Here is a 20,720-nt window from a genome sequence, read left to right as displayed (position 1 = left end):
TGTTGGCTTGTTGGCTGGTTAGCTGGTTAGCTAGACCAGCTAACCAGCCAACCCTTCACGCACCTTCGCGCCGCTGACTTCGGCCAGCTCTTCGTAAAGCTCCCGCTCCCGGTCGGATCCGGGCTTCGGAACGACGACTTTGAGGTTGACGATCTGATCGCCGGCGGGCTTGCCGGGCAGGCCACGGCCTTTCAGGCGCATGCGCTTGCCGCTCGACGAACCGGCGGGAATGTTCATGGTGACCTTGCCGCCGAGCGTGGGCACGCGGACTTCCGCGCCCAGGGCCGCTTCCCAGGGCGCCACGGGCAGGTCGATGATCACGTCGCGCCCGTCCAGTTCGAACAGCGGATGCGGCGCGATCTTGACTTCCATGTAGAGATCGCCGGCCGGGCCACCGCCCATTCCCGGCTCGCCCTGGCCGGACAGACGAATCCTGCGCCCGGGGGTAACACCGGCCGGGATGTTCACCTCCAGGTCCTGGCGCTTGCCACCTCGATCCAGGGAGATGCGGCGCTTGCCGCCGTTGAAGGCGGTGTCGAGGTCGATCTCGACCGTAGCGTTGACATCACGGCCCTTCGCACGCACCCGCTGGCGACCACCGCCGCGCATGCCGCCGAGACCGCCGCCGAACAGCGACTCGAAGAAATCGCTGAAATCGCCAAACCCCTCGCCGCCACCAGCGCCGCCGGCGCGACCTGCGTCGCGGAAACCACCATGCCAGCCCGGAGGCGGTTTGAAGTCGTCACCGCCACGCCATCCGCCGGCACGCAGTTGATCGTATTCCTTGCGCTTGGCCGGATCCTTGAGTACCTCGTAGGCCTCTCCGAGCTCCTTGAACCGGTCTTCCGAATCCGATTCCTTGTTGCGGTCGGGATGATACTTGCGCGCCAGCTTGCGATAGGCGCGCCGAATCTCGTCCGCCGAGGCACCCTGTTCGACGCCCAGCGTCTTGTAGTAATCCTTGAATTGCATGCCTTGGCTGCCTGAAAAGTCCTATCGGATCAATGAGGGTGGCAGCCCGAAAGTCAAGTCTTGTCCAACTGGTCGAACCACGTGACGACGGGATGCTCGGGGTGCATGGCGGCGGCCAGTTGCTCCACCAGCTGGCTCAGTTCCGGCTGATCATCTCCGGCAGCGTCTGCTGCCGCGATCAAGGCCTCGGCCTCGGTCAGCCGCCAGCCACCCAGGCCCGCCGCCTGGCGCAGATTCAGACACTCCTCGGCCTGTTCGCCGGCCGCATCGTAGCGCCCGCGCTCGAGTTCGAAGCGAGCGCGCTCACAGGCCACGGCCGAGGCCACCGAGCGGGCCGCGCCGCCTGCCGCCTCGGCATCGGCACTGAGTTGCTCGTAGTCGGCCGGATCGAAATCCAGGTCCAGGCGACGCTCGACGCCGAGCAGGGCCAGGCGTGTCTGCAGGCTGTAGGGGTGATGCTCGCCGAGCAGGCCGGTCATGAGTTCCTCGGCCTTTCGATAATGTTCAAGCGCGCGTTCGAAATTGCCGCGGGCCTCGGCCAGTTCACCCCGGCCGAATCGGGCCGCAGCGTAATCGGGTGTGTCGTCGCCGATGAATCGCGCGAAGGTCTCCGCGGCCTGCTCGAGCTGGCGCTCGGCCGCTTCGTAATCACCGCGCACCACCAGCAAACGCCCGAGCGCAAGCCGGGCCGCGGCCATCGCGGCCGAAGGCCCGTATTGCTCACGACGAATCTCGATGACTCTTCTGAGCCGCTGCTCGGCTTCATCGCTGCGCCCGATCCGGTCGAGCACGGACGCCAGGTTGGCCATCACCGACAGCGCATCGCTGGAATCGTCGCGACCCAGGGCCAGCCACAAGGCCTCGGCCGCCTCGAGATGACGGGCGGCCGCCTCGAGATCACCACCGATCAGCAGGGTAATGGCCAGGTTGTTTTCGGCGCGCGCCATCAGGGGCCGCGGCCCGGCCGAGACTTCCAGTGCCAGTTCGCGGGCACGCCTGAGATCACTGACCGCCGCTTCGAACTGCCCGGCATCGCGCCGCAGTCGGCCGAGAATCTGCAAGCCATCGGACAATCGGGCCGGATGGGTGCCGGGCAGTGCTTCGAGCATACCCACCGCCTGCTCGGCCAGTTCAAGCCCCTCGGCGATGCGACCGCGACGATGGTGAACCTGCGCCATGTCGAGCAGGGCAATCGAGTGCAGCAGGGGATTTTCGCTGCCGGCATCGCCGCCGGCAAAATCGGCCAGCAGGGACTCGGCCGAAGCATAGTCGTTAAGGGCGATCATGATTTCGCCGAGCACGGCATTGACCTGCTGGCGCAGATCCGGATCCTCGGCCAGCCACTCACCGGCCACATCGGCCGTGCGATCGAGCAGTTCGCGCGCGGTCATTTCCTCGGTGTCATCGGCCAGGCTGCCGACCTCACGAAACAGCAGGGTCAGGTGTTCGCGCAGCGCATTCGAGCGCGCTGCCTCGGCCTGCGCCAGGTCGCGCTCGACCGACGCCACCCGGGCCTGCCAGCCCACGCCGCCCACAGCCGCGATCAGTATCGCCAGCGCCACCCCGCCCAGCACTGCGCCGACGGTATGCCGGCGCGCCCAAAGCGCCATGCGCTCGGGCAAACGCACCGCACGCGCGCGCAGCGGCCGATCGGACTGCAGGCGCCTGATCTCCAGCGCCAGCGCGTTGACGGTGGCATAGCGCTCGGCCGGATCCGGATGCGTGGCGCGATCGATGATGGCCTGCAGATCACGCCGGCGCCGATAGCCACGCCAGGCCTGACGCATCTGATCCGGCCCTCCTCTCCCGGGCGCATGGCCGTAGGTCAGCCAGTGCAACAGGGCGCCCAGGCCGTAGATATCAGCCGCAGTCGAAACCGGCTCGCCTTCCATGACCTCCGGCGCGGCAAAACCCGGCGTGAGCGCCGTCGGCAGTTCGTGCTGGCCTTCGCGATCGAGCAACCGCGCCACGCCGAAATCCAGCAGGCAGACGCGGCCGCTATCGGTGACCTTCAGGTTTGACGGCTTGATATCGCCATGGACGATCAATTCACGATGCGCGGCCAGGACGGCATCGCAGGCTTCGACAAACACCCGCAGGCAGTCGTCGACCGATGCTTCCTGGCCCCGGCACCAGTCATCCAGCGTCTCCCCGTCCACCCAGTCCATGACCAGGTAGGGCCTGCCGTCGTCGGTGAGGCCGCCATCGAGCAGGCGCGCAATACCGGGATGGCTCAGATGGGCCAGGGTCTGGCGCTCGAAGGTCAGCAGCCGGGCCAGGTCATCGCTGTGGGTACGAATCAGCTTGACCGCCACCTGCATCTCGAAGGTACCGTCGGCGCGCTCGGCCCGATAGACCTCGCCCATGCCGCCCGTGCCGATGCGTTCGATCAGTCGCCAGGGACCGAGCCGGGTTCCGGGCTCGAGCGAACAGGCATCGGAGTGAACGCGCGCTTCGAGGGCATCACTGGCCAGGTGGCGGGCGCTGTCGTCGAGCATGCCGCCCGGTTCTGTGCTGGCCGCGGCCAGGCGCTCGAGCCAACTGGCTATGCGGGGAGCGCGACGCCGGCATTCGGCCAGCATTTCACGACGATCGGAATCGGAGCGATCGAGCAGGTCGTCGAGCAATCGATCGAGCAGCCGGCGGCGAGCCGGCGTCAGACGTCCCCGCGGCTTGTCGCTACCGGCTTCGGCCACGTATCAACCCTTCATTTCGACCAGCAGCCAGGCACGGGCGCGCTCCCAGTCGCGCTGCACGGTGCGCACCGAAACATCGAGCATTTCGGCGATCTCTTCGGCCGTCTGGCCGCCGAAGAAACGGGCGATGACCACCTCGGCCAGGCGCGGGTTGGCTTCCTCGAGCCGGGCCAGGGCCTCGTCGATCATCAGGACGGTTTCCTCGCTACCACCCTCGGCCAGTTCCTCGTTGAGCTCCAGCGGTTTCTGGCCGGAGCCGCGCTTGGCTGCCAGCTTGCTGCGGGCGTGGTCGACAATCAGCTGGCGAATGGCCAGCGAGGACAAGCGCTTGAGGTGCATCCGGTTGCGGATGTTCTGATCGGAGGCATGGCGCAACTTGAGAAAGGCCTCGTGCACCAGCTCGGTGGTTTGCAGCGTCGGCGTGGAACCGAAGCGAGCCTGCTGGCAGCGCGCCACCTCACGCAAATCATCGTAGATCAGCGGCAGAATCCGGTCGATGGTATCGGGCTGATCGCGCAGCTCCGAGAGCAGGCGCGTTACCTCACCTTCCGAAATGACCTCCTGCGATGCTGACATGATGGCAACCGGATTCTCGTTTTTATGGAGATCAGCAGTGTGCCACATTCTTGCTTAACCGGCGATTAAAGGCCAAGGGTCGTCCCGCAATTCCGCCCCCTTGTCGTCCCGGAACTCGCGCCCCCCTGTCGTCCCGGAATTCGTGCCCCCTGTCGTCCCGGAATTCGCGCCAGCGAATATTCGGGACCTCGCACACATCCAGCGGTAATCAGTTTGGCCGTGCCCGCCGAGCCGTGCGAGATCCCGGCTCGGGGGCCGGGATGACCAGAGTAAAGGCGGCCGGGATGACAAGTAGTACGCTACGCCAACTGCTCCAACGCCCGCTCATCGAGCCGGAATACCGTCCAGTCACTCAGCGGCTTCGCGCCCAGGCTGTGGTAGAAATCGATTGCCGGCTGGTTCCAGTCGAGTACGCTCCACTCCATGCGCCCGTAGCCGCGCTGGCGGGCGAGGTCGGCCAGGTGGAGCAAGAGCGCCTTGCCGATGCCGCGACCGCGATGGCTCTCGCGCACGAACAGGTCCTCCAGGTACAAGCCGGGCCGGCCGACGAAGGTCGAGAAATTGCGAAAGAACAGGGCAAAACCGACCGCTTCGCCCTGCCACTCGGCAAACACGCACTCGGCCACCGCGCCATCGGCGAACAAGGAATCGGTCAATAACGCCGGCGTGGCCTCGACCTCGTGCGCCAGCTTTTCGTATTCGGCCAGCTCACGAATGAATTCGAGGATCAGGGCTTCATCGCCGGGCCGGGCGGTGCGGATCTCAAGTGCGTTTTCCATCAGTGAATCCTACCAATTCCCGGTTATGTGCGATACATCACAGTGTTACTGACCCCCCAACTGCTATATTGGAAGCTCGATCGGCCCGAGGCGCCGGTCACGAGATGAAGGGGACTCGTCGTCCGGCATCCTCGCCAGCCTGTACCGGCTGATCGAATTGTATCCATTCGACCAATGAGGACGACGACATGAAACACCAGCACCCCTTCCGCCTGCTCAAGGCGATAACCGCACTCTCCCTGCTGATGTTGACCGGCATCGCTCTCGCCCAGCCATCCGGCGGCCCGCCCGGTGAACCCGGACCACCCGGTGGTGACGATGGGCCTCCCTGGGGTGGACCACCGCCCTGGGCTGGTGAACCCGGTCCCCCACCGCATGCCGGCGGCGGTGACGACGATGAAGAGGAAGGCAGCGAGGACGAAGGCGGCATTCCGGACTTCTGTTCCGGCGGACCGCAGCCCGGCGGGCCCGACGGCCAGGCCGGCATGTCGAGCATTGCCCACCTGAACTTCTCGCAGAAGGACCCCGATACCGGCGAAGCGATCGAGGACGGCGCCTGGGCGCGCGTCATGTATCGCTGGATGGCACCGATGTGGGATTTCGTGTTCAACGCCCACGCGCTGCCACCGGGCGAGGATTACACCTTCGTCTACGTCCCCGAACCACTGGGTGAAACCGAAGGCGTGATCTGTTTCGCGACCGGCACCGTCAACGAAGACGGCGACCTGCATCTCGAAGACGCCTTTGACATCGATACCGACCTGCCGGCCGAAGGCGACGCCAACGAGGACGAGGCCACCCTGGCCCTGGTTCCCACTGGTGACGTCGACTGCGAAGCCGGCAGCATGAATGCCTGGAACCCTGCCGACTACGTGATGGCCGATGAAGGCATGTTCTACGTCGATTCCGACCTGGAAGACGAAGAAGAAGAGGAAGAGGAAGGCGAAGGCTGATCAGACTCTCCATGCGGGCAGCCCACCGGGTCGCCCGAAAGCCACGCCAACCTTAAAATGCGTGAGTCCCGGCCCCGGGCCGGGACGATCCTACCTTTACCTGCCATCCTGGAATTCCACCCGATTGTCGTCTAGGGATTCGCGCCAGCGAATATCCGGGGCCTCGCAGGCATCCGGTGGCAATCAGTTCAGCCGTGCCCGCCGAACCGTGCGAGATCCCGGCTCAAGGCCGGGATGACAGTCTTCCCCCTACTCCACCAACGTCGGCCGGCCGAAATACCAACCCTGGGCATAGTCACAACCGAGCGAGCGGATAAATTCCGCCTCGTCGGCCGTCTCCACGCCCTCGGCGGTGACTTCCATCCCCAGGTCGTGAGCCAGGCTGGTCACCGCCCGGACGATGGCCGCACTGGCGTGGTCGTTCTCGATCTGTCGCACGAACATGCGATCGATCTTCAGACGCTGGGCCGGCAGCCGTCTCAGGTATCCCAGCGAGGAAAAACCCGTTCCGAAGTCATCGATCGCGACGCTGATTCCAGCCTGTCGCAGCCGATCGATCTGGTCAAGCGCAAGGGTGCCTTCACCAAGAAAGGCACGCTCGGTCAATTCAACTTCAATGCGTTCGGCGCCCAGGCCGCAGTCCTGGGCAAGATCGACGAGACGCTTGCAAAACGACCCATCCTGTAACTGGCCGGGCGCCACATTGAGCGCGAGACTGACGCCGGGCATATCGGCGACCGCCAGCATGGCCCGACGATAGACCTGTTCACCCAGCGTGCCGATCAGGCCCCGCTTTTCGGCCATGGCCACGAATCGGTCCGGAGACAACCACCCGTCTTCCCAGTGATACCAGCGCGCCAGCGCTTCCACCGCGACCGTCTTGCCGTCTGCCAGCGACACGATCGGCTGCAACGCCACCTGAATCTGCTCACTTTCAATGGCGGTGCGCAGTTCCGTTTCGAGATATCGACGCGCGCGGGCCGCCTCGGTCAGTTCGCGCGAATATCGCCCGACGCGCCCCGGCCCCTGGGACTTGGCGTTGTAGACCGCCGCATCGGCATGGCGAATCAGATCCTCCGCCGTTTCGGCATCGCATGGAAACATGCTGATACCGATCGACATGGTCATGCGAACCTGCCGATCACTCAAGTGCATCGGTGCATTCATGGTCTCGCAAATGGCCTCGCCAAGCGCCTCGGCCTGTTCGCGAACGCGCGGCCCGCGAAGAATGGCCAGGAACTCGTCGCCACCGATGCGACCCAGCATGCCCTCACCGTTGACCAGCGTCTTGAGCCGGTTGCCCACTTCCTGGAGCAGGCGATCGCCCGCAGCATGGCTCCAGGCGTCGTTGATGTCATTGAAGTTGTCGAGATCGAGATAGAGAACGGCCAGCCCTTCGCGGGCGGATACCGCCGCCGTCAGCTCATCGCGCAGCGTGGATTGCAGATGGGCCCGGTTGGGCAATCCGGTCAGGTCATCGTAGTAGGCCAGTTGCGTCAGCTTTCGCTCGAGCTGGCGCCGGTGCGTAACCAGCCGCGCAAAACCATGCCAGATGATGCTGCCGTCGGGCAGCTTTTCCGGCCCGGAATCGATTTCGATCCATTCGATGGCATCGTCGGTGCGGGCGCGGCCCACGGGATACATCCGCAGTTCCTGGGAGAAGGGCTTCATGGTCTCGGCGCTGCGCTCGAGCGCCTGCATCACGCGGTCCGAGTCGGCCCCGTGGATACGATCGAACAGCGGACTGGCATCCTCCGCCACGTCCGAGTAGTCCAACCCGAATACCTGGTGGAACTTGGCGCTGGCGTAGGGGAACCACAGCCGGCCGGATTCGTGGTCGCGCTGCAACTGATAGACGGTCCCCGGCACATGACTGGCCAGGCGCTCCAACTGGACGCGCTGCCGGGCATGTTCGGCCTCGACTTCCTTCAGCCGTGAGACATCCATGGCCACGCAGGCGATCATCTGTTCGCCGTCGAGTTCGACCAGCTGATTCTGGAAATGATGCAGGGGGCTCGCACCCGCTTCGGTCGACACCGATGTATCGACCGTCGAATACGCTTCGATCAGGCACTTCTCCAGGGCCAGTTCCATTTCCACGCGATCGGAGTCGTCGAACATCTCCAGCACGGACATGCTGCTGATCTTCCTGGAGTTGAAACCGGTGAGCTTCTGCAGCCGCCGATTCCACAGGGTAATTCGATACCGGGTGTCGACCAGGAAGAAGATCCCCGGGATGGCATCGAGCAGCATGCCCGCAATTTCGCGATCCTGGACACGGTCCCACACGGCCTCCACCGAGTCGAACATGTCGTCGCTGATCGGCTTTTCCGACCGCTCTGCTCGGCGAGCAAAACGCGCCAGATCTTCTACATTGCTCATGCCCCTCACTCCCTGAATGGCAGGCCTCAAGCAGAAAATAGCAGATTGTGATGGGAATCACAAAACTTTTTTTCAAATTTTTTGATCAGTCTCAGTAGCCTACTGACAATACTGAATGCGGAGTCTTGGAACTTTCCCTAACCTGCCCGGCCCCTGGACATGCCCGTCGTGCGCCCCCCGCGAAGTTCGGGCGAACTCAATTGGGCAGCCTGTAGCGCCCGCGGCATTTCTGTCATACTTTTGACTGTTTCGCGAGCCACCAGGATGCCGAATGCCAAGCCCCCTGCCCGATCCGAATGCGGCACATATCGCAGTCATCGGCCTGGGCTACGTGGGCCTGCCGCTGGCCGTGGCCTTCGGAAAGCGCCAGCCAACCATCGGCTACGACGTCGACGAGACCCGCATCGAGCAACTTTCAGCCGGCCACGACCCGACCCGTGAAGTCTCGACCGAAGACCTGGCCAGCGCCGGGCAACTGAGCTTTGCCCGCAAACCGGAGGAAATGGCCGACTGCCAGGTCTACATCGTCGCGGTGCCGACACCGGTGGACCAATACAAACAACCCGACCTGAGCCACCTGCAAGCCGCCTGCACCACCATCGGCGCCGTGCTCAAACCCGGCGACACCGTCATCTTCGAAGCCACCGTCTACCCCGGCTGCACCGAAGAAATCTGCATCCCGATCCTGGAGAACCAAAGCGGCCTCGAATGCGCAACCGGCAAAGCCGCAGGCGAGCCGCCCCAAACCAGCCAACCAGCCAACCAGCAAACCAGCCAACTCTTCTTCGCCGGTTACAGCCCCGAACGCATCAACCCCGGCGACACCGCCCACAGCCTCAAGAACGTGGTCAAGATCACCGCCGGCGCCACCCCGGAAGCCGCCGATTTCATCGACGCCCTCTACAACAACATCGTCGAAGCCGGCACCCACCGAGTCAGCTCGATTGCCGTGGCGGAGGCCGCCAAGGTCATCGAAAATACCCAGCGCGACCTCAACATCGCGCTGGTCAACGAACTGGCCCTGATCTTCAACCGCCTGGGGCTGGACACCACCGAAGTGCTCGAAGCCGCCGGCACCAAGTGGAACTTCCTGCCCTTTCGACCCGGCCTGGTCGGCGGCCACTGCATCGGCGTTGACCCCTACTACCTGACCCACCGCGCCGAAGCCGTCGGCTACCACCCGGAGGTCATCCTGGCCGGCCGCCGCATCAACGACGGCATGGGCCGCCACGTGGCGCGCGAGCTGGTCAAGCAGATGATCCGCAAGGACATCGATACCCGCGACGCCCGCGTGCTGATCATGGGCCTGGCCTTCAAGGAAAACTGCGCCGACATCCGCAATACCCGCGTGGTCGACATTGCCGACGAGCTCGAAAGCTACGGCATCGAAGTCGACCTGCACGATCCCTGGGTGGAAGCCGAATACGCCCGCCACGAACACGGCGTCGCGCTGGTCGAAAACCCGCAAGATGCCCACTACGACGGCATCGTCATCGCCGTCGCCCACGACTGCTTCAAGAACCAGGGCATCGAAGCCATCCGACAACTGGCCCGGCCGCGCCACGTCGTCTACGATGTGAAGGGCGCCTTCCCGACCGAAACGACCGACGCGAGGCTCTAGGAACCACGAGTGACCATGAACAATAACCCCGAAATGATTTCGGTCATCATCCCGGCCAAAGACGAAGAGGGCGCCATCGGCCAGGTGGTCGAAGGCGTGCGCCAGCACCTGCCCGAGGCCGAGGTCATCGTTGTCGACGACGGCTCGACCGACCGTACCGCCGAATTGGCCAGGGAAGCCGGCGCCAAAGTCGTCCAGCACCCGCACGCCCTGGGCAACGGCGCGGCCATAAAACGCGGCGCGCGCAGCGCGGAAGGCGACATCCTGGTTTTCCTCGACGGCGACGGCCAACACGACCCGGCCGACATCCCCCGCCTGCTCGAACGCATGCAAGCCGGGTATGACATGGTCGTCGGCGCCCGTGCTGGCGCCAAATCACACGCCAACTCGGCCCGCCTGGCCGCCAACGGCGCCTACAACATCGTCGCGTCGATCGTCACCGGGCACACTATTCCCGATCTGACATCCGGTTTCCGCGTTGCCCGCGCCCAACTCTTCAAGAAGTTTCTATACCTGTTGCCGAATGGGTTTTCGTATCCCACCACGATTACGATGGCGTTCATGAGGTCGGGCTATTCGGTAGATTTCGTCGCAATCGACGCACGAAAGAGGGAAGGCAAGAGCCATATTCGGCCGATTCGCGATGGGCTCAGGTTTTTGGTGATCATCTTCAAAATTGCGACGTTGTATGCACCACTGAAACTCTTTTTACCTGCCAGTCTTGTTTTCTTCTGTACAGGCCTTGCCTATTACGGATACACCTTTTTTACACAAGCACGTTTTACCAACATGAGCTTACTGCTTTTCAGTGCCGCGGTAATCGTCTTCCTGATCGGGCTGGTATCGGAACAGATAACCGCACTGAACTACGCAAGTGCAGACAAAAAATGAAGAAGAAAGAAGAGCCATTGTTTGTCACCCGCCCACAGCTCCCGCCGCTCGAGGAGGTGATGCCCTATCTCGAGGAAATCTGGCGCACGCACAGGCTAACTAACAAGGGCCCGTTCCACGAACAGCTCGAGGCCGCCCTGTGCGAATACCTTGGAGTCGAGCATATCTCGCTATTCGCCAATGGAACGCTGGCACTGGTAACGGCGATGCAGGCCTTGCGGCTCAGTGGCGAAGTGATCACGACCCCGTACAGTTTCGTCGCAACGGCCAACGCGTTGCTATGGAACGACCTGACGCCCGTGTTCGTCGATGTCGATCCGGTTACGCTCAATCTCGACCCGGCTCAGGTAGAGGCGGTCATCACGCCCAAGACCAGCGCCATCCTGCCTGTGCATGTTTACGGACACCCGGCGGATGTCGACGGTCTCCAGGACATCGCCAACCTATACGGCCTACGCCTGATCTACGACGCCGCCCACTGTTTTGGCGTCGAAGACGAGGGTGGCAGCATTCTGCGCCACGGCGACCTTTCCATCCTGAGTTTTCACGCTACCAAGGTTTTTAATACATTCGAAGGGGGTGCCATCGTTAGCCCTGACGCCAGGACCAAGCAACGCATTGACTACCTCAAGAACTTCGGATTCGCCAACGAGACCACTGTCGTCGCCGCCGGAATCAACGCCAAGATGAATGAATTCCAGGCGGCCGTGGGGCTCGCACAGCTCAATCATATTGACCAGGCCATTGCGGATCGATCCCGCATCGACTCCCTTTACAGGAAACAGCTGGCCGACATTCACGGCATCCATTGCCACGCTCCATCGACAGCCAAACGGCATAACCACGCGTACTTTCCGATCTTCGTCCAGAACGACTATCCGCTAACCCGAGATCAACTGTACTTCCGCCTACGCGACGATGGCATCCACGGAAGACGGTATTTCTACCCCTTGATTCCAGAATTCCCCATGTACCGACACGTTCCAGGCATTGACCGGAACGAGTGGCGCATTGCGCACAACGCGTCGGAACAATCAATCTGCCTACCGATATACCCAAAACTCGCAGAATTAGATATTAAGAGAATCACCACAAGAATTGCTTCATTGGCGTCAGGTTGAATTTGCGCGGACGTTGATCGAGAAAATGCCATTAACTGCAAGCATCTTCTAACTCAAACTCTAAGGCACATTGCAATGAATATTCTAGTCACAGGCCAATGTAGCTTGCACTGGGGTCGAATGGAGTTTGGTAACATAGGAAACTACTATATTATTGAACCCTTTTTTCGAGAACTAAAACGAACCTTCCCCACTGCAAGCGTGAAAACGACTCTTCAAATGTCGAAACGTTTTTGCATAGCGGAACAAATCACGGTATTACCAATGGAGCTTTACTTCGGCTGGACTGAAACGGACCTCCAGATAGCGAGAAGGGAAGCCTCCATTGCCAACAAATATCACCAAACAGGCCACATTGAAGACACAACCCCCTATCTAGAGGCCCTACACTGGGCTGACATGGTCATTGACTTCAGCGGTGACATATGGGGCGATAACGCCAATCTGATTAGCCCAGACAGGTTTGAAGTTGGTCTCTTAAAAGACCAAACAGCTCAATTGATGAATAAGAAGACAGCCATGTTAGCTGGATCACCAGGCCCGTTTGGAGACGAGAAGCTAAAGAATCTTGCAAAACGCGTTTACGCATCATTTGACCTAGTAACAAACCGCGAGCCCCTTAGTACAAAACTGCTACACGACGAAGGCTTTGATTGCTCTAGAACTCGGACGACCGCATGCCCCGCCTTTATCTTCAATCCGGCAAAAAAGGATAAAGTGGAAAAAATTGTCAAAGGTCTCCAGAATACCAATGATGATAACCAGGCGCCAATAGTTGGTTTTACAATCTGTGGCTGGAATTTTGAAGAAGGCCCCTTCGACAAGTGGCCACGCCAAGATGAGGACTACCAAACCTTCGTCGAATCAATCGAGCACTTGGACGCAGTTCTAGGTGCTAAAGTTTGCCTATTTTCTCACTCAAATGGATTTGATCCGCCTCCGTCCACTTTTGAACTCAAACATGGTCGAGACTATCCGATTATCAAAACCCTCCAAAAGATTCTAAGACGGAGAGGAATAGCGAAGAACGTGATTACGTTAGACGGCATCTATAGTGCCTGGGACACAAAGGCAATTATAGGATCGATGGATATGCTTGTAAGCGGACGGGTACATGCAGCTGTAGCAGCCATTTCGCAGCACGTTCCAACGGTTATCATTGACTATGGACACGAACCCAAAGCTCACAAGCTAAGAGGGTTTGCGATGGTAGCAGGCGTTGAGGACTATTTGGCAGACCCCTCATCACCTAATGACATCAAGACAAAGATCCAAGATTGCTGGAGAAATGTCATCGAATACAGGGAGTTCTTAGAATTTCATATACCAGCGGTCAAAAAACAGGCGGAACTGAACTTCGAACTACTAAAGAGACTCTGAAATGCAGCATAATTGCCGAGTAGCAATCATGCAGCCATACTTTCTCCCCTATTTGGGATACTGGCAAATCATGAACTATGTTGACACATTTGTAGTTTATGATGACATCCAGTTTACAAAGAAGGGATGGATACATAGAAACAGATATCTGAATAATGGCAAAGACCGCTTTTTTACTCTGCCTTTAAAAAAAGACTCAGACTACCTAGATGTACGTGATAGAGAAATCTCTACCAATTGGCCACGAGATAAGCAAAAGCTCTACAATAAGATTAAAGGAGCTTATGCAACGGCCCCTTTTTTCAATGAGGGAATGACAGTATTCAACCGCTGCATTCAATGCGAATCACAAAACCTCTTCACTTTCTTACTTCACTCTATACACGTTATTAAATCTGTGCTTGATATAACGTCAAACATAGTAACGTCGTCGAACATCGGTAGTACAAAGCACCTCAAAGGGCAAAGCCGCGTTATAGAAATATGTAGAAAAGTCGGGGCAGATGAATACCTCAATCCGATCGGAGGGAAAGAATTATACAATCGGGAAGCGTTTGAGGCAGATGGAATAGCGCTAATATTTCATGAAGTGGGCGAAGTCAGCTATAAACAGTTGAACTCGGCCTATGTTCGCAATCTCTCCATAATTGATACAATTATGTTCAATGGCATCAATGGCACCAAGGCTCTCCTCCCCGCTTTTCGATTGTTATGAAAGGCTTGGTGATAGTTCAGGATCAGTCTGCCGAACGCATACTACGTTTCCTTAGTGCTTTGGATCATGACTTCACGCCTCCTTTGAGTTCACGAGTTAATTTGGACGAATACTCAAGGAAACTTTCACGTTACGCAAAAAATTTATTCGCGTCCACCGGGAATGCAGATGTTGGCCACGCTGCTTTTTATTCGAATGACATACAGGAAAGATTTGCATTTATTTCTTCAATTGCTGTGACAGAGCAGTACCGGGGAACGTCACTTGCCTCAGATCTACTGGATGCGGTGATCCTGGAATGCAAGCTCGACGGAATGCAATCAATTTGCCTCGAGGTGGCCCCCTGTAACGCAAAGGCAATCAGCTTTTATCAAAGCTTCGGATTTAAAAGGATAAAATACAACTCAATGAAGCTAAAATTGCGCGCCCGTTAAGCGGCATTAGTCATCCACAGGTAGTTTCCAGTCAGGTTTTCGAGGTCAGACTGTCAGTGGTGTACTTACGCCCTGCCTGATTTGAATCCTCGACCCTATCGCGACCAGCTCAAAATGACTAATCCAATTTTTTTGGTAGGAATGTAGGTAATGATGTTTGTACATACAAGGTACAGCACATTGGAGAGTCTTCCAAGATGGCTAAGAATACTATTGGGGCAGCTATGAAAGGACGGACACCCACCGTCTCAATACTCTGCCACACCTACAATCATGAGCCGTTTATTGGTCAGGCGCTGGAAAGCATGCTGATTCAGAAGACGGATTTTCCTGTAGAAGTCATCGTGCATGACGATGCGTCGACGGATGGTACGGCAGCCGCCGTTCGCGACTTAGCCATTAAACACTCAGGGCAAATACACCCCATCCTCCAAGAGACTAATCAATTTAAACGAGACATGCGCCCATCACGCTTCACGTTTCCTCATGCAAATGGGGAGTTTATCGCCCTATGCGAGGGCGATGACTACTGGTGCTGCCCCTATAAACTGCAGAGACAGGTCGATGCTCTGCGTCGATACCCGGAGGTGGATCTGTGCGTCCACTCGGCCCTGCGCCTATCCGTACGCAGCGGAAAGCAGAAGAGGCATTTTTACTACGGTCCCAAGGAACGTATAGTTCAACCAGAAACAATCATTGCGCGCCACAACCAATTTGCACCGACCGCTTCCATGCTGATGCGGGCAAATGCCGCTCAGAGCCTGCCAGACTGGTTCTTCAATGACCCTGGACTTCCTGTTGGCGATTTCTTCATCGAAGCCATCCTGGGGCGCAAAGGTGTTTTATATTTGCCGGATGCGATGTCGGTTTATCGTAGAGACGTACCCGGTTCTTACACTAATTCGTTCCGGAACTCGCGCGGTGAAGCGCTCGAGGAGCGGCTAAAGCGAATGCTGTACTTCGTTGAGAAGCTGCGAGGCATGAAGGGTATCCCGGAGCGCGCTCTGGACCAACGCCTTTCCTACGTCCGGCTCAACTATGCCCTACAGTTTCTAAGCACCGGGGATCGTGATCGTTTCATCCGCACGAGTCGCAATGTTCGCCTAGAGGGACATAGTGGCCTACAGGCTGCCTTGAGCGCGATGAGACGAAGCCGGATGGCTTTTGAGGTCGGTCGTCGCACCTTTCAGGTTCACCGATATTTTAAGGACTAAGGATCCAGAATTAAGTGGCTAATCAACTGCGTTTTCATGCCCCCGTGATGATTCTTGGCGCGCCACGATCCGGCACATCCCTATTACATCGCATCCTGCGTGGACAACCGGGCTTTGTCTCGACGGCCAGTGAATCGAGACCCGTATGGGAGCCACTGACAGAGCCATCCAAACATGGCTGGACCGGCGAGAGGGCGCCAGGAGATATCAATTCCGGGGACATCGACAGGCTGCACCGTCAGCTGGCCAGGCTCGCTCTGCCCGCCGATACCTGGAGACGGGCGGACGCCCACGATATCGTCACGAAACAGCAGAACCCGATTCTCTCCCGTTGGGTGCTACGTCCCGGTTATCGCGCCCTGGTCATGGCCCGGGGATTGCGCTGGCGCTCCACACTAGAATCCCGGCTGGTGGATAAGTGCGTGCACAGCAGCCTGTGGCCGGAACTGCTGGAGATAGTCTTCCCGGATGCCCGGTATATCCATATCGTGCGGGATCCCGCCGATACGATGCGCTCCATGGTGAGCGGGTGGCTCAACCCCGACCGATTCTTTACTTGGAAGCTCCCGCAGCAACTATCCATTCCCGACTACCCATTCACTCACTGGAACTTTCCGCTGCCACCGGGCTGGCAGTACATGCGCGATCGCCCCTTGGCCGAGGTGGTGGCGTTTCAGTGGCGCGCGATGCAGGAAGGCATTCTTGGGCTGGAGTCCCGCACGCCGGACAAGCGCTTCCTGCGCATTCGCCTCGAAGATCTCAACGCGCGGCCACGAGAGACCATCGAACAGATCGCAACGTTCTTGGAACTTCCGTGGTCAGAGTATCTGGAAGCCTTTGCAAGGGCGGTCCCAATCGTTAATGCCGAAGGCAAGCATCAGCCGCCCGAAAAGCTCGCGATCACTGTCGATGAGGCCCTACCCTCCATCCGGAGCACGGCCCGGCGACTGGGCTATGACTGACGGCCATTCGCGAGGAGGCGATGTCCGGCTTCCGCACAGGTGACCACTTCGTAGCCCCGTTCGAGGACCAGCTCAACGATCCGCTCGAAGAGCCCGGCAGCGTGACGCCCCGAGTAAAAGGGGTGGTCATACAAGCACAGGTAGGGCCGTCGATCGACGAGCGTTTTGTCGAGTTCTTCCAGCGCGGCTTCGTCCGTTAGACCCGCCGCCTTATGGCTCTCCAGATACCCTGCCCCACCGGGCTCTCCGGCAAGGGTGTTGGGCACGGAAGCAATGTCACCGGAAGGTGTCCTTAGCTTCTCGGGCACCCCACGCTCGTCCCGGGTATCCGCGATCACGACAAACCCCTGAGAGGCGAGAGTATCCGCCAAACAGGGGGGGGACGTCCACCCCGGTGAGGCAAACGAAGTGACGGCCCAACCAGCCGCCTCCTCCAGGCAAGCCTTGCCCCAGGCCACCTCCGCGGCAACCCGATGCCGGCTCCATTGGCAAGCATGACGCTGCCAGGTGGCGTGGTTGTGCCCTCCGTGCAGGCCCACCTCGTGGCCACCGTCGATTATTCGGCGCACCATTGCCGCCTGTACCGGAAGAGTGCGCGGGTTTCTCGCCAGCAGATACAAGGTTTCGCCAAGCCCCAGCTTCTTCACCGAACCAAATGCCGGTGCACGCTGGCTCTTTCCGCGTACTGCCATCCTGGCTAGTGTCTCTCGCAGCAGGAGTGCGCGATCGATCGCCCGTCCAGGATTGACGAAAAAAGTCAGCGATACGCCATGCCGTTCCGCGATCTCACACAACGGCTCCACCCCTTCGCGAAGGCAAAGCTCAGTATCCACATCAAAACGAAATATCGCTTGGGAATTCAAAACTCAACCTGCAGTTACCAAATCCACTCGATGTGCAACATACTACAGGCGAACTTCAGGATAAGCACCCTTTACGAACATTGGGGCCTGGTGGCGAGTTCATTAACGCTACGCTGCCAGAGAGCCAAACACCCTGAGCCCGTTTTACCCCAATGCCGAAACATGTCAGAAAGCCGAACAACGAATCTTTAGCCGCCAGCGCGCCACGAGCCACAGCCAGACATTCCAGAACACCAAACTCATACTGGTAGCAATCGCTGCGCCGATCACACCTAACGGTGGAATCAGCAACAGATTGAGCACAATGTTGACAACGGCGGCTACAGCTACAGCCCGGCTAACTTCACGCTCATGACCAGTCATATTCAAAACCATGCCGGTGGCACCAAATCCAGCATTCGCAACTTGGCCCACCCCAAGAATGAGTAATGGCCACAAGGCGGACGCATAGCCCTCGCCAAAAAACGTACTAAGAAGCCAGTCACCAGATAAAATAAATCCTAGGCAGATTAGCAAAGCGAAGACCAGCGCTGCCTGGGCCAGTCGGGTCACGAGCCTCTGTAACTTTACATAGTCGCCTTGTGCATAAAGCTTAGCTACGAACGGTGCCGCTGCCGTATTTAATGCAAGCAGCGCAAGCGAAACAATCAACGCCCCTTGCGCCGCCAATCGATAGACCCCGACATCCACCGTGGCCGCCATCAACCCCAACATGAGCACATCGGCATGACGCATGAACTGCTCGGCCCCCTCGGTGAAAGCCATGGGCCAGGACGATCTCAACCAGGCCCCATGGTGATAAACAGGCTTGGCCAGCTGTATTGGCCACGGACGGTAGCGCCGCAGCAACAAAGCGCCTACCAGAAATGCCATCAACGATACAATGAACATGAGCGCCATTGCGCCGTCTGGAGAAAGCCCCTCATCCGATAAAATCATCACCGCTGCAAGCAACACCACCATAAGCGTAGGTCGCAGAACCTGTTCCGGAATCACGCCAGCCAATGTATGGCGTAACCCGCGCAAGCTGGCCGACCTAATGGCCCCCAACGCCATCACGGGTATCAGCGCAAACCCCCATGGCAGTGCTTCCCTGAGGGTTTCGCCCTTTGCCCAGCCTGCCCACACACCCAATAGTCCGACTAAGGCGACAAACAGCGAAAGCGCCAAGACCACACCATTTGCCCAGCACCAGACCCCTCGTACAGCCCCCCAATCACCGTTGCGTTGACCGCGAACCGTTTCTCGCACAACCAATGAAGGAAGCCCTAGCCGAACAGGTACAGAAACAACTGCAATCAGGGCAAAGACGAATGCATATACACCGTAACCCGCCGGACCCAGCAGACGTGCGAGCAATACGACCACCACGAGTCCCAGCAAGACTTCGGACACCCGAGCCAGCAGACTTCCGGCGCCGCCCCGAAGCAACTGCGCAGCCAGACTTTCACCTTGCCACTGCCTCATGCTCGGTGTCCCTCCACGCTCCTTATTGCCCGGCAAGTTGGCATTTCCTCCATATCACTGCCCCGGTCTGTGGCGGCCTAGGTACATTCGCCATGGTACGCTATCGGCCGGGCATAAGCTCTTCTCAATAGGTCAGGAAGCAGGGATCGATGTCAGTCAGTCCATGCCAGAAGCCGCGCATCGTCGCCATCCTCGGAACGCGGGCCCAGGTAATCAAGATGGCTCCCCTTCTTGCCTCGTTTGAACACCGTCACATTCCCTATCGACTACTGATGACCGGGCAACATCAGGAGACCATCGACGAGTTGCTCGACGAATTCGGCATCACTACGCCCCGGGAGGCCCTGTATGAAGGGCGGGAGATTAAGGGCATAGCCCAGGCTACATTTTGGCTGGTCCGTACGGCCTGGCGCCTATGGCGACGGCGAGCGAGCTGGGCGCCCAGCCCCAGGAAACATACCGTGGTGTTGGCACACGGCGATACCTTCACGACACTACTTGCCGCATTCGTCGGCCGTATCACCGGCACCACAGTTGCCCATGTCGAGAGTGGCCTGCGTTCCTTCAACTGGCGCCATCCGTTCCCCGAAGAAATCACGCGTCTTCTCGTCCTGGGCGTTGCCGACATCGCTTATTGCCCGGGTACCTGGGCATGCAGAAATATTAACCGCCGGCGGGTTGTTATCGTAGACACCCAGGCGAACACAATCCTTGACGCGCTACGCATCGCGCTGGATAGACCGCATACCGCTCGCAGCGATAGTGACATCCCATACGCCGTAGTTTCCGTTCACAGGTTTGAAAACCTCTACTCCCGAGAACGCATGAGGGTCATTCTGGATACTGTTGATAGGCTGGCACAACGATTGAACGTAGTCTTCGTCCTGCACCCCACAACCAAAAAGCGTCTCAGCGAGTTGAACAGCCTAGAGGATCTGCAGCGAAATCCGAACATCGAATTACATTCGCGCATGACCTATGTCCCATTTATGCAGCTAATAGCACACTCGCGACTGGTGATCACCGACGGTGGAAGCAATCAGGAGGAACTATCCTATCTCGGCATCCCGACGCTGCTGATGCGAATGGCCACTGAAAGGCAAGAAGGGTTGGATTCTAACGTAGTACTCAGCCGTTTTGACCCCGAATGCATTACACGGGCAGTCGAAACCGTCGACACCGATCCGTCACGACAAACCATAAAGCTGCCGCCCCAATACCCGGTCGACATCATCGTAGATGATTTGCTGACAAGACTCCCTGAGTCTAAACTTCAGGGTGCCCAGCGAGGAGAGGGCTAAACATTATAACGACTACCTTGAATAGCGTTGGGTAAAATCACTCTCCCATTCATTTCGATTCCAGCGGTAAAACATTTGCTTTCGAGCGCTCAGGCCGTCTTCTCCGATTTCAAATACAGAGCCGCGGACAAAGTGGACTTCGTCTGCTTTAGAGACACCTCTGAACCTCAGCATGAGGCCACCTCAGGGCGGATCCCGTCGACTCGATGGCCCGATCAGACGGCGGCTTGTGGTGGTCCTGTTGTTAACACCTCCACCTGAATGTGGATCCTAAATGTGGGTGTACTTCCTAGCGAACTGGACATTCCGACCGTACTCCGTTCATAATTTCGCAAACAGGAAAACTTTACCTAATAAGCAGGTGAGCGGACCATAACCCCCAATTTCCACTAC

The 20,720-nt window shown here is 58.8% G+C and carries 16 protein-coding genes; 9 read left to right on the top strand and 7 right to left on the bottom strand.

Annotation, left to right across the window (positions count from 1 at the left end):
• Nucleotides 1-39: 39 nt before the first annotated feature.
• The 4 genes from G4Y73_RS04690 to G4Y73_RS04675 all read right to left on the bottom strand — a co-directional run bounded on the left by G4Y73_RS04690 (nt 40) and on the right by G4Y73_RS04675 (nt 5,023).
• Nucleotides 40-972: a DnaJ C-terminal domain-containing protein gene (locus tag G4Y73_RS04690; protein ID WP_164229958.1), complete on the bottom strand. Its 933-nt coding sequence runs from the start codon at nt 970-972 to the stop codon at nt 40-42.
• A gap of 53 nt (nt 973-1,025) precedes the next feature.
• Nucleotides 1,026-3,668 (bottom strand): serine/threonine-protein kinase, encoded by a 2,643-nt coding sequence (locus tag G4Y73_RS04685; RefSeq protein WP_164229956.1) that lies wholly within the window; start codon nt 3,666-3,668, stop codon nt 1,026-1,028.
• A gap of 3 nt (nt 3,669-3,671) precedes the next feature.
• Nucleotides 3,672-4,244 (bottom strand): ECF-type sigma factor, encoded by a 573-nt coding sequence (locus G4Y73_RS04680; protein WP_164229954.1) that lies wholly within the window; start codon nt 4,242-4,244, stop codon nt 3,672-3,674.
• Between the two features lie 299 nt (nt 4,245-4,543).
• The gene (locus G4Y73_RS04675; RefSeq protein ID WP_164229952.1) at nt 4,544-5,023 is read right to left on the bottom strand and encodes a GNAT family N-acetyltransferase; all 480 of its coding nucleotides are present in this window, start codon (nt 5,021-5,023) and stop codon (nt 4,544-4,546) included.
• Nucleotides 5,024-5,211: 188 nt separating this feature from the next.
• Here G4Y73_RS04675 and G4Y73_RS04670 point away from each other — a divergent pair, with 188 nt between their 5' ends.
• Complete coding sequence (locus G4Y73_RS04670) at nt 5,212-5,976, top strand: hypothetical protein (protein WP_164229950.1); 765 nt, start codon at nt 5,212-5,214, stop codon at nt 5,974-5,976.
• Nucleotides 5,977-6,225: 249 nt separating this feature from the next.
• On the opposite strand, the gene G4Y73_RS04665 is transcribed toward G4Y73_RS04670, so the two are convergent.
• The gene (locus G4Y73_RS04665; protein ID WP_164229949.1) at nt 6,226-8,358 is read right to left on the bottom strand and encodes an EAL domain-containing protein; all 2,133 of its coding nucleotides are present in this window, start codon (nt 8,356-8,358) and stop codon (nt 6,226-6,228) included.
• Nucleotides 8,359-8,629: 271 nt separating this feature from the next.
• On the opposite strand from G4Y73_RS04665, the gene G4Y73_RS04660 reads away from it, so the two are divergent.
• The 7 genes from G4Y73_RS04660 to G4Y73_RS04625 all read left to right on the top strand — a co-directional run bounded on the left by G4Y73_RS04660 (nt 8,630) and on the right by G4Y73_RS04625 (nt 16,696).
• Entirely contained in the window at nt 8,630-9,979 is a 1,350-nt protein-coding gene (locus G4Y73_RS04660; RefSeq protein WP_164229947.1) for a nucleotide sugar dehydrogenase, read from the top strand.
• Between the two features lie 15 nt (nt 9,980-9,994).
• Entirely contained in the window at nt 9,995-10,870 is an 876-nt protein-coding gene (locus G4Y73_RS04655; RefSeq protein WP_164229945.1) for a glycosyltransferase family 2 protein, read from the top strand.
• The gene (locus G4Y73_RS04650; RefSeq protein ID WP_164229943.1) at nt 10,867-11,991 is read left to right on the top strand and encodes a DegT/DnrJ/EryC1/StrS family aminotransferase; all 1,125 of its coding nucleotides are present in this window, start codon (nt 10,867-10,869) and stop codon (nt 11,989-11,991) included. The genes G4Y73_RS04655 and G4Y73_RS04650 overlap by 4 nt, the downstream gene beginning before the upstream one ends.
• Before the next feature lie 75 nt (nt 11,992-12,066).
• Nucleotides 12,067-13,371 carry a polysaccharide pyruvyl transferase family protein gene (locus G4Y73_RS04645; protein ID WP_164229941.1) on the top strand — a complete coding sequence of 435 codons (1,305 nt, stop codon included), beginning with the start codon at nt 12,067-12,069 and terminating at the stop codon, nt 13,369-13,371.
• A gap of 1 nt (nt 13,372) precedes the next feature.
• Nucleotides 13,373-14,086 (top strand): WbqC family protein, encoded by a 714-nt coding sequence (locus G4Y73_RS04640; protein ID WP_164229939.1) that lies wholly within the window; start codon nt 13,373-13,375, stop codon nt 14,084-14,086.
• A 631-nt stretch (nt 14,087-14,717) separates the two neighbouring features.
• Nucleotides 14,718-15,734, top strand: coding sequence for a glycosyltransferase (locus G4Y73_RS04630; RefSeq protein WP_164229935.1), 1,017 nt, complete (start codon nt 14,718-14,720; stop codon nt 15,732-15,734).
• A 14-nt stretch (nt 15,735-15,748) separates the two neighbouring features.
• Nucleotides 15,749-16,696: a sulfotransferase gene (locus G4Y73_RS04625; RefSeq protein ID WP_164229933.1), complete on the top strand. Its 948-nt coding sequence runs from the start codon at nt 15,749-15,751 to the stop codon at nt 16,694-16,696.
• Here the strand turns inward: G4Y73_RS04625 and G4Y73_RS04620 are convergent.
• Both G4Y73_RS04620 and G4Y73_RS04615 read right to left on the bottom strand, forming a co-directional pair.
• Nucleotides 16,687-17,529 carry a polysaccharide deacetylase family protein gene (locus tag G4Y73_RS04620; protein ID WP_346426825.1) on the bottom strand — a complete coding sequence of 281 codons (843 nt, stop codon included), beginning with the start codon at nt 17,527-17,529 and terminating at the stop codon, nt 16,687-16,689. The genes G4Y73_RS04625 and G4Y73_RS04620 overlap by 10 nt on opposite strands.
• Nucleotides 17,530-17,724: 195 nt before the next feature.
• A complete protein-coding gene (locus tag G4Y73_RS04615; protein ID WP_164229931.1) occupies nt 17,725-19,026 on the bottom strand; it encodes a flippase in 1,302 nt (433 codons plus the stop codon).
• 149 nt (nt 19,027-19,175) lie between these two features.
• On the opposite strand from G4Y73_RS04615, the gene G4Y73_RS04610 reads away from it, so the two are divergent.
• Nucleotides 19,176-20,327, top strand: coding sequence for a UDP-N-acetylglucosamine 2-epimerase (locus G4Y73_RS04610; protein WP_164229929.1), 1,152 nt, complete (start codon nt 19,176-19,178; stop codon nt 20,325-20,327).
• The last annotated feature ends 393 nt before the right edge of the window (nt 20,328-20,720 follow it).

This window comes from Wenzhouxiangella sp. XN201, from assembly GCF_011008905.1.
Classification (GTDB): domain Bacteria; phylum Pseudomonadota; class Gammaproteobacteria; order Xanthomonadales; family Wenzhouxiangellaceae; genus Wenzhouxiangella.
The sequence above is the reverse complement of the archived record's forward strand: the minus strand, read 5'-3'. Positions and strand labels throughout refer to the sequence as shown.